The sequence below is a fragment of the Empedobacter tilapiae genome, assembly GCF_004785645.1.
Taxonomy (GTDB): domain Bacteria; phylum Bacteroidota; class Bacteroidia; order Flavobacteriales; family Weeksellaceae; genus Empedobacter; species Empedobacter tilapiae.
In genome coordinates this window covers 195,840-212,981 of the sequence record NZ_SRPE01000005.1, presented here as the reverse complement: position 1 = coordinate 212,981, position 17,142 = coordinate 195,840, and the positions used below count along the sequence as shown (strand labels likewise).

Below are 17,142 nucleotides of genomic sequence, written 5' to 3'. Positions count from 1 at the left end.
AGAAAAAATCAACCAAAATGGATAAAAAATATTTGAGATCGTTAATTTTTAGACATCTCGATGGTTTGGTAACAGCTCCGATATTAAATGCTTTAGCTAGTAAAGGTATTTTGCATTATGTTGTAGAGCATAAGGCAATGTTGTTAGATCAAATAACAGAAGAATTTCAAGCGAATGAAGGTTATCTGAATGTTGCTCTGCGTGTTTTAGCTTCTCAAAATATGTTAGAATATTTAGTAAATAATGAGAAGAATTGCGTTGAAATTCAAACCAATAAATATTCAGATAGAGCTTTTACAAATATTGATATTTACCACGATTTAGCTGTTTTTTTGGCAGAAGATGAAGTAATAAATCAGCATGATTTTTCAGATGAATTTTGTAAAAAATGGATTAAATTATTTGATAAATACAAAACCTATTTGATGACTGCTGATGACGAAGAGTTTCTTGAAAAACCTTTGCATTATCAAATCACAAAACATATTGAAGGTGTTTTGGTCGGGCCTATTATTGTTCGAATGGGAATGAGCGGTTTGTTTCATAAATATTTTATGGAAGCCTCTTTTAATCCAGATGAATTTCACAAAAATCCACAAACTTTCGAGAGAATTTTGGAACGATTAACCGAATTAGGTTGGTTTACGAAACACGAAAAAAACTATAAATTCACAGAAATAGGATTGTTCTTTGCACGAAGAGCAACTTCTTACGGTGTAACAGTTTCTTATTTGCCAATGTTTGCGAAGTTGAATGATTTGCTTTTTGGTTCACCAACAAAGTTGCGTGAAATTTCTGAAGGTGAAGATGAGCAACATGTTAATAGAGAAATGAATGTTTGGGGTAGTGGAGGAGCTCATTCAACTTATTTCAAAGTTATAGATGATTTTATTGTCAATATTTTTAATCGTCCAATAGAAGAACAACCGAAAGGAATTTTGGATATGGGATGTGGTAATGGTGCACTTTTGCAACATTTATATGATGTGATAGAACGCGAAACTTTACGCGGAAAACATCTCGACGAATATCCACTTTTTTTGGTTGGAGCAGATTATAATCAAGCAGCGTTAAAAGTAACACGTGCTAATTTAATCAAAAATGATATTTGGGCAAAAGTCATTTGGGGTGATATTGGCGATCCAGATCGTTTGGCGATAGATTTGAAAGATGATTATTCAATAGAATTGAGTGATTTATTAAATATCAGAACATTTTTAGACCATAACCGAATTTGGGAAGATGTTGAAGAAGTCAAAACAAATCGAATTAGTACTTCTACAGGAGCTTTTGCGTTTAGAGGAAAACGATTATCAAACAATGATGTGGAACAAAATTTATTAAATCATCTCAAAAAATGGGCACCTTATGTAGATAAATTTGGTCTATTGCTAATCGAATTACATACCATTTCTCCAGATTTAACTGCTAAAAATTTAGGCAATACAGCTGCTACTGCTTATGATGCGACACATGGATTCTCGGATCAATATATTGTTGAAGTAGATGTCTTTCATCGAATTTGTGAAGAAACAGGTTTGCTTCCAGATAAAACTTTGTTCAAGAAATATCCGAACAACGAATTGGCAACTGTTAGTATCAACCTTTTGAAACGATAATTTTAATATATAAAATCAAAAAAGCTCAGCAATTGCTGAGCTTTTTTGGTTAGTCTTATCAATAATTAGTTTAGAGTTATTTTTGCTTGACTAATCTTAAATCCGTTTTCATAGACATTGAACGTATAAACTCCTTTTTGGAATTCTTCATTTTCCCAATCAAATGTTATGTTTTTTGTTTGTCCGTTTGTGTAATTAAAGTTAATTGCATCAGAGAAATTTACCGTATCTCCAGATCTTAATTCAATTTGTCCACCTTGCGCATTTCCATATCTTCCTAATGTTCCATCAGGATTATAGATAGCAACATATAATTTTTTATCTCCGGATTCTGTTCTCGAATTACGATCTACATCAAAAGAAACACGAATTTTATCAATGCGTTTTGCACGTGTTTTTTCAACTTCTTTGCCACTGTTTCTTACACGAATTCCTTTGATTTGTTGGTTCGAAACAGATAAAGTAGAACTTAGTTCGTTGATTTTACCTTTCGAAATTGCATTGTCTTTTTGACGAACACTTTTTTCAGTCTCGTAGTTGTATGTTAATTCTTTATTGTTTTCTCTTAAGTTATTGTTGTCTGTTGTTAAAGCAGAATTTTTATTATTTAATTCGTCAACGCTACGTACAAGAATTGCATTTTCTTTTTGTAGACGAGAAACTTCTGATTTGTAGTTTTTTACACTTCCTTCTAAATCGTTAATCATTTTACGAGCACGATTCATTTCTTCTGCTGTAGGATTATCTTTATCTAAGATTTCTTGAATATCTTGATTCTTTAATTGAATCATATTCTCCTTATCTCCTAATAAATTATTTCGATCTTCTATACGCGCTTTATATTGTGTATAATCGTTTAAAATAGAATCATATTGTCTACGGATTTGTTCCTTTTGACCAGTTTCATTTTTAAGGATCTGAGAATTTAAAGATTCATTCTTTTCTAAATTTCCTATTTGATTTGCTTGATATATATTATACCCAACACTACCTGCTAATAAAATTCCTACTAGAGCTAAAGGTAATACTAAGCCATTTCTTCCTTTGTTTGTTGGCTGATTGTTTTCTTCTAATCCTTGCATATAATAATTATTTAAGGTTAATTGTTTTTTTATGTTGTTAATGTTAAGAAATTATAATGCCAAAAACTTTTAATTATGTTAAAAGAAGAGTTTTTTAACATAAAATTTTATATTTTAGACAGAAAATGAATAATAATACAATAGCTTACCTAAAAAAATAAAAAAAGCTTCAGTTAAATCTGAAGCTTTTTTATCTATAAATATTTAAATAAAGTTACTTTTTATCAAAAGTTCCTGTATATACAGATGTTAATTTATCTAACGATATATACTTTTTAAAGACTTCATTTACTTGGTTAACATTAAGTGCATCTACTTTTTTCTCTAAATTATCAAATTCTTCAAAATTAATTCCATTTAATAAATAACCATTCGATAATCCTAATAAAGTACCATCTGTTCCCAACGAAGTTGTGCGACCGTTTTTCCAGCTTACAATGTTTGTCTTTAATTCTTCTGCTGTAAATCCTTCTTTTAGAGCTTTTGTAATTTCTTCTTTCAATGCTTTTTCTACAGCTTCACGCTTTGTTGGATTTAAGAAAGCATAATATCCCCAAGAAGCTACATCATTTTTAGGATCACTTGGAATCGAAACATACGAACCTGCGCCGTAGCTGATTCCTTCTTTTTCTCTTAATCGCATTGGAATACGAGCAGATAAAAATCCTCCACTTCCAATCATTTCGTTTGCCATTACCATTGCTGCGTAATCAGCACTCTCTCTATTCATTTTGAAATTGATAGATCCTACAGCTGCTGCGTTTTCTTTATCTGGAATGTTATAAAGTTTATCTTCTTTTTTAGTAGCAGTAAATGTTGGATAAGCTTTTTCGTATTTCGATTTACTATTCCATTTACCAAACGTATCATTTAATAGTTTTTCAACTTTTGCTTTATCATTTATTCCTACAACTGAAACCACTCCATTTTGTGCACCTAAGATATTTTTATAAAAGTCAACTAAGTCAGTTTGTTTTACTTTTTTTAATTCATCTTTTAATTCGTCAAAAGAAGCTGTGTAGAAAATAGAAGATTTAGGATAATTAGATGTTAAACGACTAATTTCGTTGAAGGCTAATGCTTGTGGATCGTTTGTGTTTGCATCTAAATAAGTTACATATTCTGTTACCGCTTTTTTCAATTCTGCTTCTGGGAAAGTAGATTCAGTAATGATTTGGCGAACAATATCCATTGTTTTGTCTAATGAATTTTTGTACGTATTAATTGTAACATTCAATGTTTGTCCACTAAATCTAAATCCAACAGAAGATTTTAAAAGATCCAATTGATCTTTGATTTGTTCTTTTGTTAGGTTTTTTGTGCCTGCAGTTAATAATTGAGCTGTTAATTCGCTAATCATTCCTTTATTTGCTAAATCTTTTTCATTCGAAACAGGCAAATTAAATGAAAGAATTACTTTTTCGCCTTTTATTTCTTTATCGATGATTCCGTATTTTAGACCATTGCTTACTTTTCCTTCAGCATAGTGTGCTTTTAGATTTTTAATAGAAGCTTCAAAAGGTTTTGCTTCTTTCTCAACTGCACGACCTTTATAATTCGAAACTAATTCGGTAATTTGTTTATTTGTTAATTCGTTTGGTTTTACACGAATTTCATCTTTTGTAGGAATAAAAGTCCCAACGGTTCTATTGTTAGCTCTAAAATATTTTTCAGCAACTCGTTTAATATCTTCTTTAGTTACTTTTTCTATGTTATCTCTATATAAGAAACCTAAACGATAATCACCAGCACCTACAATTTCAGTCAAATTAACTGCATAGTTAATTGTATTATTTTTTTGATTTTCAATATTTTTTATAATAGTTGCTTTTGCACGTTGTACATCTTGATCAGTGTAATTTATTGATGCAACTTTATCTAATTCAGCACGAATATCATTTTTTGTTTGTTCAATATTTTTTTCTTTCGGAATTTCAGTTCCGATGTAAAAGAAGCTTGCATCTCTAACTTCTGGACTATAAGCCCATATAGATGCGATTTTGTGAGTGTCAACTAAAGATTTATATAAATAGCCAGAAGGATCAGAAGTTAGAATGTTGTTTAAAACATCAATTGCTGCATAATCTTTATCGCTATATGCAGCAACGTGATACATTACACCTACAGATTGAGAATCTCCAGCACGTTTTACTTCGACAAATTTTTCCCCATCTTGAGCAGGTTCAACAGTTAATATTTCATCTAAAACACGTGTAGGTTTTGGAATAGAACCAAAATATTGATTAACATATTCTATTGCTTTCTTCTCATCAAATTTTCCAGCAACAATTAAAGTTGCATTATCTGGCTGATAATATTTTTCGTAAAATTTACGTAGTTGCGGAGTTTTTACTCGTTCAATATCTTCTTTAGAACCAATTGTAGATTTTCCATAATTATGCCATAAATATCCGGCAGAAATAACCCTTTCCATTAAAACACTCGATGGATCATTTTCTCCAATTTCAAATTCATTTCGAACCACAGAAAATTCTTTATCTAAATCTTCTTGTTTGATTGTAGCATTAATCATACGATCAGCTTCCATCTCTAAACTCCAGCGTAAATTATCATCAGAAGAAGGAAAAACTTCATAGTAATTTGTACGATCATAATAAGTTGTACCATTTGCAGAACCTCCTTTATCAGATAGCATTTTTTTGATATCCCCAAGATTTTTGGTTGATTTGAATAACATGTGCTCTAATAAATGCGCCATTCCTTTTTCTCCATACCCTTCATGTTTTGATCCAACATTGTAAACAATGTTCACAACCATGTTACTTTGAGATTGATCAGGAATTAATAAAACTTGTAAACCATTAGATAATTTATATTCTTTAATTCCTTCCACTTGCGTAACAAATGTTGCTGTTTGATTTTTTGTTTGAGCGACAACATAAGTTGTAGAGCCAAGTGTAAAAACAAGGCATAAACTCAGTAAAGTTTTTTTCATGTGTTTAATTTTATACTAGTTTTTATTTTTTACAATTCTTATCTAATTCATTATATAGACGCAAATTGTATGGTGTAAGTTACAAATCTTTTGTTAAATTTGTGATGCAACAAACAAAAGAAATGGAAACAAAAGAGGTAAATAAAATTACTTTCGAAGAGTTTAAGAGTCAAATCATTAATGATTATAAAACGGCTTTTATGTCTCGCGAAGTAAGTCTTTTAGGGAGAAGAGAGGTACTTACAGGGAAAGCTAAGTTTGGAATTTTTGGCGATGGAAAAGAATTGCCACAAATTGCAATGGCAAAAGTATTCAAAAATGGGGATTTCCGTTCTGGATACTATCGCGATCAAACATTTATGTTCGCAATTGGTCAATTAACAGTTGAACAATTTTTTGCACAATTATACGCTTTAACAGATCTAGAGAAAGAACCTTCATCTGGAGGTCGTCAAATGACATCTCACTTCGGGACACGTTCTTTAAATGAAGACGGTTCTTGGAAAAAATTAACAGAACAAAAAAATTCGAGTGCTGATATTTCGCCAACAGCTGGTCAAATGCCACGTTTGTTAGGTTTAGCACAAGCTTCAAAATATTTTAGAAATGTTCCTCAATCAGACGAAGATCAACAATTTTCTGTAAACGGAAATGAAATTGCTTTCGGGACAATTGGAGATGCAAGTACTTCTGAAGGACATTTTTGGGAAACTATAAATGCAGGTGGAGTTTTACAAGTGCCAATGGTTGTTTCTATTTGGGACGATGGTTACGGAATTTCTGTTCCAGCTAAATTTCAACGTACAAAATCGAATCTTTCTGAATTGTTATCAGGTTTCGGAAGAACGGAAGAAGAAAGAGGTTACGAAATTATTACCGTAAAAGCGTGGGATTATCCTGCTTTGATTGAAGCTTATACACGTGCAGAAAGATTTGCGCGTGAGCATCACATTCCGTGTATTGTACATGTGCAAGAATGTACGCAACCACAAGGTCATTCAACTTCTGGTTCGCATGAACGTTATAAGTCAGAAGAACGTTTGACTTGGGAAAAAGAATTTGACGGAATCACAAAATTCCGTGAATATATTTTAGCATTTGCAGATCATTCAGAAGCAATTATTTCTGTGGAAGAGTTGGATCAATTGGAAGCTGAAGTAAAAGCTGAAGTAAAAGCTTCTCAAAAACAATGTTGGGACGATTATTTGAATCCAATTTTAGAATTGAAAAATGAAGCATTAGAATTATTAACGAAAGTTGCTTCAGAAAGTGCAAACGGAGCTTTTATCAATATTGAAATTAGTAATCTAAAATCAAAGAAAAGTCCTTTCAAGCGCGATGTTTATGGAGCTGTTCGTAAAGTTATTCGTTTAACTCGTTCAGAAAATTTATCTTCAAAAACGGAATTAATTTCTTGGTTAGATGTTAAAATGAAACACGAAGAAGAAATATATTCGACTAAATTAGTTTCAGGAACGGCAACTCAAGTTGCACAAGTAAAACCTGAGTTTGGAGAAAATCCAGCGTTAGAAGATGGTCGTGTAATTGTTCGTGATAACTTTGATAAAATTTTCGAGAAATATCCAAAAGCATTAGTTTTTGGTGAAGATGCGGGAAATATTGGTGATGTAAACCAAGGTTTAGAAGGTCTTCAAGCAAAATATGGAATCGATCGTATTTCGGATACAGGTATTCGCGAAGCAACAATTCTTGGCCAAGGAATTGGTTTAGCGATGCGTGGTTTACGTCCAATTGCAGAGATTCAATATTTAGATTATATTCTTTATTGTTTACAAGGAATTTCAGATGATTTGGCAACTGTGCTTTATCGTTCGAACGGAGGTCAGAAAGCACCTGTGATTATCAGAACGCGTGGGCACCGTTTAGAAGGTGTTTGGCATTCAGGTTCACCAATGGGAGGAATCTTGAATTTGGTTCGTGGCGTGAATGTTTTAGTTCCGCGTGATTTAACAAAAGCCGCAGGTTTTTACAATACATTGATGCAAGCAGATGAGCCAGCGATTGTTGTAGAAAGTTTGAATGGTTATCGTTTGAAAGAGCCTGCGCCAATTAATATCGGTGAATTTACAACGCCAATTGGTGAAGTAGAAATTACAAAAGAAGGAAAAGATGTAACGTTGCTAACTTACGGTTCTACTTGGAGAATTGTGATGGATGCAGCGAAAGAATTGGAGCAATTAGGTATTTCTGTTGAAGTAATTGATGCACAATCTTTATTGCCTTTCGATATCAATGCAGATGTTGCGAAAAGTTTAAACAAAACGAATCGTTTAGTTATTGTAGACGAAGATGTTCCAGGAGGAGCAAGTGCTTTCTTACTACAAGAAATTATCGAGAAACAAGGTGGATATTTTACATTAGATAGCGCACCATTGACGATTACAGCGAAAGCTCACCGTCCTGCCTATGCAACTGATGGAGATTACTTCTCAAAACCTTCTGTTGATGATATTACAGAACAAATTTACGAATTAATACGCGAAGCGAAACCAAACAAGTTTCCTGCTTTGTACTAAAAAATAAATTTTAGAGTTATATAAGCGTATGTCTTTACACAAAGACTTACGCTTTTTTTGTATTTTTATAAATCAAAATAGTAATAAAAATGAAATTCTATTCGATTATACTTTGTCTATTGACTTCAATTCTTTTTGGACAATTCCAGGATATAAAACCTCCGAAAAATATCAAAACAATTCAAGTTTTTAATCCACAAACAAACGATAATACGCCTATTATCAAGCTAGGTTCTAGCGAAAGTTTGTTTTTTCTTTTTGATGACATTAGTGCAGGTTATAAACGCTATCAATACTCTATTGAACACAGAAATGCTGATTGGTCAGATTCGAATATTTTTCAGTCTGAATTTTTAAATGGTGTTAACTCTGATTATGCGCGAACATATAAGAATTCGTTCAATACCTATCAAAAATATACCAATTATCAAATTCAGTTTCCGAATGAACAAATGAATGTGAAGTTACCTGGTAATTATGTGTTGAAAGTTTATTTAGAGAATGATTCAAATCCTATTTTTACCAAACGATTTGCCGTTTATCAACCAATAACGGATGTTGGAGTGATGGTTTCTCGTTACAATAATCCAACAATAAAAGAATTGAACCAACGTTTACAAGTTCAAGTTTCGAGTGGAACACAAAATTTAACTGAAGTTCCAGATGGTGCAAAATTATTTTTGATGAAAAATAATAATTGGAATGAAGGTTATTTTGTTAATCGACCATCTTTTTCTAGACCAAATCAGTTAACATATAATGATATGAATGTTTTGTTTGAAGGTGGGGCTGAATATAATTGGTTTGATAACAAGAATTTAGAAGTTCCTAGTTTAACAACAGAAAAAACGTTTAGAAAAGACAGTGTTTACCATACAGTTCTACGTGTAGATATTCCGAAATATAATTTACCTTATGATGATTATCCAGATATCGATGGAAATTTTTATATTAGAAACAATCGTTATGGAAACGAATATGCAGCAAATTCAGAAGCAGATTATTCATGGGTTTATTTTGCATTAGATGCATTCGAAGATCAGAATGGTTTATATACTCCTTACGTTGTTGGTGCATTTAATAATTGGACTGTTGATGAAAACTCGAAATTAGAAAAAGATGATTCTGGACTTTGGGTAACTGAATTATTCTTAAAACAAGGATATTACAATTATCAATATGTCGTTAAAAATACCAAAACAGGTAAAATTGATCCAAGTTATGTGAGCGGAAGTTTTTGGCAGACGGAAAACCAATACCAAGCTTTATTTTATTATCGTCCTTGGGGACAACGATATGATGTTCTAATGGGATACGGGTCAGGAAATTCGAGGAGATAAATTTATAACTATAACTTACTTACCTACTACCATAAGTTAATTTCTGACGACAGTTCTAGTACTCCAGATAATTATGAAGAAGTTACGATATACTTTAATAACACCAAGCCTTTCAAAGCTATTCAAGGAAGTTTTCTAACGATATTTTTATTTCAATTTTTGATTTTGTGTTTTTCCTTATTAGGCTTATTAATTAGTATATATAGGACAACCAATCTTTGTAAAACTAAAAAGTCTTGTTACAAACCCTATAAAATTATATAACAAATAAAAGCGGTATTCCCGCTTTTCTATCTAATTTATCCTATGAAAAACGATTTATCATCTTTTTTATATTCATTTTGAAGAGACATCATCAGATGTGATGGTAAAATAAAAAATGCTATAATTATATGTTCTCATTTTAAATACCTTTAAATGAGTGTTTTAGTTTGTTTTGATTATAGAATAACCGTACTTTAGTTTTACTCAAAATTTTTGTAATGAAATGATTTACAATAAAGTAGAATCAAATAGTATTAATCTTAAAAAAAAACAGAATTATGCCAGTAAAGTACAATGTGGTAGAGCGTAAGAATCCTAACGATCCTACAGCTCCAGCAAAATTTTATGCCAGTGCCAAAGCAGACGGAGATGTTAATCTCAAAAGTTTAGCAAAAGAAATATCGGGAGGTTCTACAACCGTATCCGATACAGATGTGTTAGCAGTACTTAATGATCTTATCAAGGTACTAAACCGTCATTTATCGCAAGGTAAAATAGTGAAATTAGGAGACTTCGGTAACTTCCAAATTTCAATATCTAGTGAAGGAGCAGTAACTGCAGACAAAGTATCTTCGAGCCTTATCAAAAGTAACAAAATTAACTTTCGTCCAGGAGCAGATTTGCGAGATATGTTACGTACAGTAAAGTACGAGAAATACAACAAATAAATTAACTTTTACACCGATGCGCATCGAACACTTAACGGAAGCGCATCGGTTAATCATCGGAAGCGCTTCCGCCAACTCACCGATGCCTATCGGTCAACTCGCCGATGCCCTTGCAATGATACTCCGACTATAGTCCGTCAAAAACAAAGCTATTTGTTACATAAAAAAGAGAAGAACATTTTATGTAAATGACAACCATTATAAAAAAAGAAACATACTTCTCAAAAGATATTAATAACAAAATTTCCTCAAAGAATAATGGTATAAACCACCTGATGAGGTTACATGAAAAAAGAAAGTTTATGCGTTTTCGAAATAAAAGTTTTATACTTTTGAAACAATGAACTTTACAACCCAATCTATAAAATTTAAGTATTCTTGGCGCGATTATCAACAGCGTGTTTTATCTGAATTAGAAACTCATTTAGAAGATGAACACCTTAATGTTGTGGCGCCTCCTGGTTCTGGAAAAACGGTTTTAGGATTGGAAGTGATGCTTAGAATTAATAAATCTACTCTTATTTTAGCTCCAACTTCATCAATTCGTAATCAATGGAAAGATAGATTTGTTGAGCTTTTTTTGAATAATCAAGACGTAGATTGGATTTCGATGGATATTCATCAACCAAAATTTCTTACCATTTCAACTTATCAAGGATTACATGCTTCGATGGTGAAAGATGAACAATCTTTGCTTCAATTATTAAAAGAAAATAATGTCAAAACCTTGATTGTAGACGAAGCACATCATCTAAAAAATGAATGGTGGAAAAGTCTCAATAAAATCAAAAATGAATTATTGCCAAAAGTTGTTGCACTAACAGCAACACCACCTTTTGATGTTGCCAAAGAAGAATGGAATCGTTACCTCACTTTTTGTGGTCCAATAGACTGTGAGATTTCTGTCCCTGAATTGGTAAAACAAAAAGATTTGTGTCCGCATCAAGATTTATTGTTGTGTTCATTTCCAACAAATTTCGAGAATGAAATCATTTCTAAAAACCTCGAAGAAGTAGAAGTTTTTTTTCAAGAAGTTAAACAAAATACAGCTTTGTATGATTTTATATTGAAGTTAGATTTTATTAAAACGCCAGCAAGTTGTTTCGATGAAATTTATGCAGACTTTGATATGTATGCTTCTTTTGTAATTTATCTGAAGTTATTTGATACACCATTAGATTTTCAGCATTTAGATTTATTAGAAAACGAAACGATAGATTTCCCGCCTTTCAATTATTATTGGGCAGAATGTATGTTTAATTATTTATTGTTTAAAGACGAAAAATTTTATTTAGAGCACGAAAAATTCTTGAAACCATTTTTGATACACCTAAAACGTATCGGAGCTATTGATCAGAAAAAAGTTACTTTACATTATAATCAAAAGATTAAAAACTCGTTGATAAATAGCGTAAAAAAAATTGATAGTATTGCTAATATTGTAATATCAGAGTTTCAGCATTTGGGCGATAAGTTACATATGGTGATTTTGACCGATTATATTCGAAAAGAATTTTATTCGGATAATTTACAGAATGAGCCAAGTAAAATAAAGCTTGGTGTTTTTCCAATTTTCGAAAAACTTCGAAATCTAACTTCGGAAATAACTCCACATCTTGCGATTATTACAGGTTCGATGGTAGTAGTTTCGAAAACAATTCTTTCAAAAATAATTTATCAGTTCAAAGACAAGGCAGAAACTATTCAGTTTAAAACGGTGATGTTTGATGATAATTTCTTTGAAGTTGTAGCGCAAGATAATTCAAGAGGAAATTTGTTGGCTGTTTTAACAAAGTTATTCAACGAAGGTTTTATCAAAATAATTGTCGGAACTCGTGCTTATCTTGGCGAAGGTTGGGATGCGCCGAGTATTAATAGTTTGGTTTTAGCAAGTAATGTGGGTTCTTTTGTAACGTCGAATCAAATGCGCGGTCGTGCGATTCGAGTAAATTCAGATGAACCAAATAAAGTAAGTAATGTTTGGCACTTGGTTACTTTAGATTTGCAGACTCAGAATGGAGGAGCAGATTTGGACAAAATAAAACAACGATTTGAGGCTTTTGTTGGAATTTCACAAAAAGAAAATATTATTTCGAATGGTATTTCCCGTTTAAATCTTCCAGATGAATTAACCATTCAGTCAATTGAAAACTATAATCAACAAACAATAGAATGGAGTAAAAATGATATTCAGATTAGAGATTCTTGGACAAATTCTATTGCTGAAGGAACTAAAATTGATAATGAATTGAAATATTTTTATGATGGAGAAAAAGAATATGATTTCTCGAAACATTTGTATTATTCGAAGTCGATAAAAAATGTAACAACAAGTTTGCTTCTTTCATTAACCTCTTTTATTGTTTTCTTTTTCGAAGAAAGTATTCGAACACTTTTATTTTCGATGTCAAAAAGAAGTTTTTTCTCTACATTGTTTTTTCTTTCAACTGTCGGAATTGTTTACTTCAGTGTTAATTTTTACAAGAACATCAAGCTTTATCTTCAATACCGAGATATTACCAAAGATTTTGATAAAATAGCTGTTGCGTTATTCAAGACATTGCAACATTTTAATTTATTGTCTGCTGAATTGCGAGAATCAAATATATTGACAACTGTAGATAAATCGGGAAATATTTCGTGCAGTTTATTATCGGCAACAACTTATGATAAGGCGATTTTTTTAGATTCATTAGAAAATATCTTAAATCCAATTGACAACCCTCGTTATTTTATCGAACGAAAAAGCGAATTGATGAAGCTTTTCAAACAAAGAGATTATCATTCTGTGCCCGAAATTATAGGCCAACATAAGAAAAAGGCAGAATATTTTCATGAACAATGGCTACAAATTGTAGGTGAAGCAGAATTGCATTATACAAGAAGTTATTATGGGCGAAAAAAGTTAATAAAAGCAAAAATAAAGTCATTAAGTTTTCAATTGAAACAGCCAATTGAACATATCAAAAAGTGGAAATAACGATTTTTTTAGTATTGTTTAATACTAAGAAATCTCACTAGATTTATCTATTGTATTCAATGGATTTCTAGCTAAATTTGGATATGAAATTTTTATTCAAAATAATAATTCCTTTTATACTGTTACTTTTTTGTTTTGGATGTACTTCCAAAACAAAAAAATCGCCAATAGACTTTTATTATTGGCGAAGTAATTATTCTGTAAACGATGTCGAAAAGAAAGTAGTTGATTCACTAAAAGTAGAAAATGTTTACGTTCGTTTTTTTGATGTGGATAAGAAAATAAATAAAATTTCTCCGGTTGGAATTATTCAGAATTTTGATGCAACAAAGCTCAATGTCAATTATATTCCGACGGTTTTTATTACCAATCAAACTTTTCTGAATACATCTAAAGATCAAGTGAAAGTTTTAGCAAAAGATGTGTATAATTTTTTGAGTGAAACGGCTGAAAGAGGAACTTTAAATAACTTCAATGAAATTCAGATAGATTGTGATTGGACGAAATCTACGCGCGAGAATTACTTTATGTTTTTGTCAGAATTAAAACATATTTCGGGCAAAAAACTTTCAGCAACTTTGCGCTTGCATCAAGTGAAATTTAAAGAACAAGAAGGTGTTCCGCCGTTGGATAAAATGGTTTTAATGTGCTATGCAACCGAAAATCCAACTGATCAATCTGAAAACAATTCGATTTTAGATTTGAAAATAGCGAAAGATTATTTGAAGAATTTAAACGACTATCCAATAAAATTAGATGTTGCTTTGCCAATTTATTCATGGGCGATTTTGACTAATCATATAGGAAGAATAAAATTAATTAATTCTTTTTCGGAGCAAGATTTGATAGGGAAACCTGTAAAGAAAATTAGAAATGATTTTTATGAAGTAGAAGATGATTTTTTTGTTCGAAACTTTTATGTGAGTAAAGGTTTTACCATTAAAGTAGAAACAGTTTCACCAGAATTACTAGTTGAAACAAAATCTTTTCTCGATACGAAGTTACCATATAGTTATCGATTAATTTATTATCATTTAGACTCAAAATTTTTGAAAACAATACCAACACAATTATGAAAAAAATAGTACTTACTTTATGTTTAACTTTTGGTTTAACCAAAGCATTTGCTTGTGCTGATGGAGGAGGAGAAGATTATTATTACTATAACCTTTTTTCGCAAACATTAAGCGAAGCACCACAATATCAACCATTTTTGATGACTTTGGATAATCCATATTATTCGATGGATATGAATCAAAAGAATGAGAATATTTTGGATTGGCAAAAAACGTTAGGAATTAATTATCAACAAGCTTATGAGTTAGTATTTAAAGCTTCGAAACAAGATGTTGATTTGATGATTAAGAATGGAAAATCTACAAATATTAATTATAATTTTGCGACAACGGATTGGGTGAAAAAACATAAACAAAACTTGCTTTATCTATCGTATGCTAAATATTTGGAACCTTATATGGCCTTTTATTATATCGATAATGGAGAATGGTCCTATGTAGATCGTCCCGAAAAGAATGTTAATAATCTAAATTATAAGAAAGTTCTTGAGGTTCTAAAGAAAAGTTGGAATGCAGAAACTGATAAAGAATTAAAAGTTCGTTATGGTTATCAGTTGGTTCGTTTTGCACATTATTTCCATGAATATAAAGATGCAATTAACTATTTTAATATGTATGTTGCATCACAAGGACTTAAAAATTCGATGTACTATTATGCTTTAGACCAAAAAGGAGGAGCAGAGCGTGCATTAGGGAATTATATTCAAGCTAATTATGATTTTTTTGAAGTTTTCTCTCATTCAAATGATCGTAAATTAAGTGCTTATCAATCGATGCGCGTGACAGAAGATTTGAATTACGAGAAGCTTTTGGCGAATGCAAAAACAACTCAAGAAAAAAATGATTTGTATTTATTGATTGGGTATAATGATTTTTCAAATCCGTTAGCGCCTGCAAGAAAAATTATTGCAAATGATGTGAATGCACCACAAGCGAGAATATTATTTGCTCGTTCTATTAATTTAATTGAGCGCGAATATTTGCAACAAAACCCTGAAGATTATTATTGGAGTTCGACTCAAGAACGAAAAAAATATACTGATTTATATTTACCTGTAAAAGCTAATAATTATTATTACGGAAGTTCTGATGAAAATTCGAAAGATGAAATTCAGATTAACGAGTTAATTACGTTGGCAAAGTCGCAAGCGACAAAAGCTGACGACAAAGAATATTGGAATTTATCAGTTGCTTATTTGAATTTGTTGAATAAAAATTTTGCTGAAACAAAAACGTATTTAACCAAAGTAAATTCGATTTCGAAAGAATTTGAACAACAGAAAAAGGTGATTGAAATTTTATTAGAAATCTTTGAACAAAAGAAAATTACAGATAGTTTCGAGAATCAATTGATGCAGAAATATGCTTCAATACTTAATTATGAGTATCCACAATTGGCAGAAGGTGTTTATGAATATTCAGATGATGTTGATCAAAAAATAAACTTAAAAAATGTGATTTTAGATGTTTTAGCGAATCGTTTTTATTTGCAAGGAGATAAAGGAAAAGCATTTTTGATTCATAACGAAATCACACAATTAGGATCTAATCCGAATTGGGCAATTATCAACGATTTGGATAAATTGGATAAGAAATCGAATAAAACTGCTTTCGAAAAATACTTAATCAATGCTAAAGTAAAATCGAGTTCATGGGATTGGAGAACTGAAAAATCAAAAGAAATTCAGTTTAAATTATCTGATTATTTAGCAGATTTTAAAGGAACATTGTATTTAGGCGAAATGAAATTTGATTTGGCAAAGAAAGAATTTGAAAAGATTGATCAAAAATTTCATACTTCTGAAAGTGCTTATTTTATTTACGATTATGATTATTCTACAAGTAAAGAAACGAAAACTTGGATAGAGAATCAGTTTGATGGTTATCATAACATTACGAATAAGATTTTTGGATACAATAAAATAGAATGTTTTAATTGTGATGAAGATCAAGTAATCGCTACTCCTTATTTGAATGACTTTAAATTCATCAAACCAAATATGTCAAAATTAGAATTGACAAATGCAATGATTGAATTGAATAAGTTAGCAAAAAAGAAAAACGAGGAAGGAGCAAAAGCGAATTATTTGTTGGGTAATTTTTATTACAATACGACAACTCTAGGATATTATCGTTATTTGCTAACATTTGATAGAAATAATGATAATGGACCGAAATTTAATAACTACGGGGATGAATATGAGGCAACAAGTAACTTCTTCTACAAAAGTTTTGGTTGGGGTGGAAATTATGTTGATAATTTTTCACCATCGGAAAATTATTTGAAAAAAGCCTTCGATTCAACAAATGATAAAGAAATGAAAGCGCAATTATTATTTGCTTTATCAAAGAATGAACAAGGTCGTTTTTATAATGCGAAAGATCCTGTTCTGAAACGTTTGTATGAGAATCAATATGACAACGAAGATAAAATTTTAGCTTTTAAAGTTGCAAATTATCGTTCGAATTTCAAGAGTTTGAAACAATACTCGGATACGAAAACATATCAAGAAATCAAATCAAATTGTAAATATTTTGATTATTACACAAATAACTTTTAATCATAAAACGCTTCTAATTTTAGGAGCGTTTTATGATTAAATTTCGTAAGAATATTTTT

Annotated in this window: 9 protein-coding genes; 7 read left to right on the top strand and 2 right to left on the bottom strand. The window is 31.0% G+C overall.

Going from position 1 to position 17,142, the window contains the following annotated elements; all coding sequences use genetic code 11:
* Positions 1-17 precede the first annotated feature (17 nt).
* A complete protein-coding gene (locus E4J94_RS08485; RefSeq protein ID WP_135835389.1) occupies positions 18-1,619 on the top strand; it encodes a class I SAM-dependent methyltransferase in 1,602 nt (533 codons plus the stop codon).
* A gap of 65 nt (positions 1,620-1,684) precedes the next feature.
* Here E4J94_RS08485 and E4J94_RS08480 read toward each other — a convergent pair whose 3' ends face one another.
* A complete protein-coding gene (locus E4J94_RS08480) occupies positions 1,685-2,701 on the bottom strand; it encodes a hypothetical protein (RefSeq protein WP_135835388.1) in 1,017 nt (338 codons plus the stop codon).
* 214 nt (positions 2,702-2,915) lie between these two features.
* A complete protein-coding gene (locus E4J94_RS08475; protein WP_135835387.1) occupies positions 2,916-5,657 on the bottom strand; it encodes a M16 family metallopeptidase in 2,742 nt (913 codons plus the stop codon).
* 122 nt (positions 5,658-5,779) lie between these two features.
* On the opposite strand from E4J94_RS08475, the gene E4J94_RS08470 reads away from it, so the two are divergent.
* The 6 genes from E4J94_RS08470 (at position 5,780) to E4J94_RS08445 (ending at position 17,083) form a co-directional block, all read left to right on the top strand.
* On the top strand, positions 5,780-8,194 hold the full coding sequence (locus tag E4J94_RS08470) for an alpha-ketoacid dehydrogenase subunit alpha/beta (RefSeq protein ID WP_246034287.1): 2,415 nt from the start codon (positions 5,780-5,782) through the stop codon (positions 8,192-8,194).
* 89 nt (positions 8,195-8,283) lie between these two features.
* Complete coding sequence (locus E4J94_RS08465) at positions 8,284-9,534, top strand: type IX secretion system plug protein (RefSeq protein ID WP_246034286.1); 1,251 nt, start codon at positions 8,284-8,286, stop codon at positions 9,532-9,534.
* Between the two features lie 542 nt (positions 9,535-10,076).
* The gene (locus E4J94_RS08460) at positions 10,077-10,466 is read left to right on the top strand and encodes an HU family DNA-binding protein (protein ID WP_135835384.1); all 390 of its coding nucleotides are present in this window, start codon (positions 10,077-10,079) and stop codon (positions 10,464-10,466) included.
* Positions 10,467-10,806: 340 nt separating this feature from the next.
* Entirely contained in the window at positions 10,807-13,446 is a 2,640-nt protein-coding gene (locus E4J94_RS08455) for a DEAD/DEAH box helicase family protein (protein ID WP_135835383.1), read from the top strand.
* An 83-nt stretch (positions 13,447-13,529) separates the two neighbouring features.
* Positions 13,530-14,522 carry a hypothetical protein gene (locus tag E4J94_RS08450; RefSeq protein WP_135835382.1) on the top strand — a complete coding sequence of 331 codons (993 nt, stop codon included), beginning with the start codon at positions 13,530-13,532 and terminating at the stop codon, positions 14,520-14,522.
* Positions 14,519-17,083, top strand: coding sequence for a hypothetical protein (locus tag E4J94_RS08445; protein WP_135835381.1), 2,565 nt, complete (start codon positions 14,519-14,521; stop codon positions 17,081-17,083). The genes E4J94_RS08450 and E4J94_RS08445 overlap by 4 nt, the downstream gene beginning before the upstream one ends.
* Positions 17,084-17,142 lie beyond the last annotated feature (59 nt).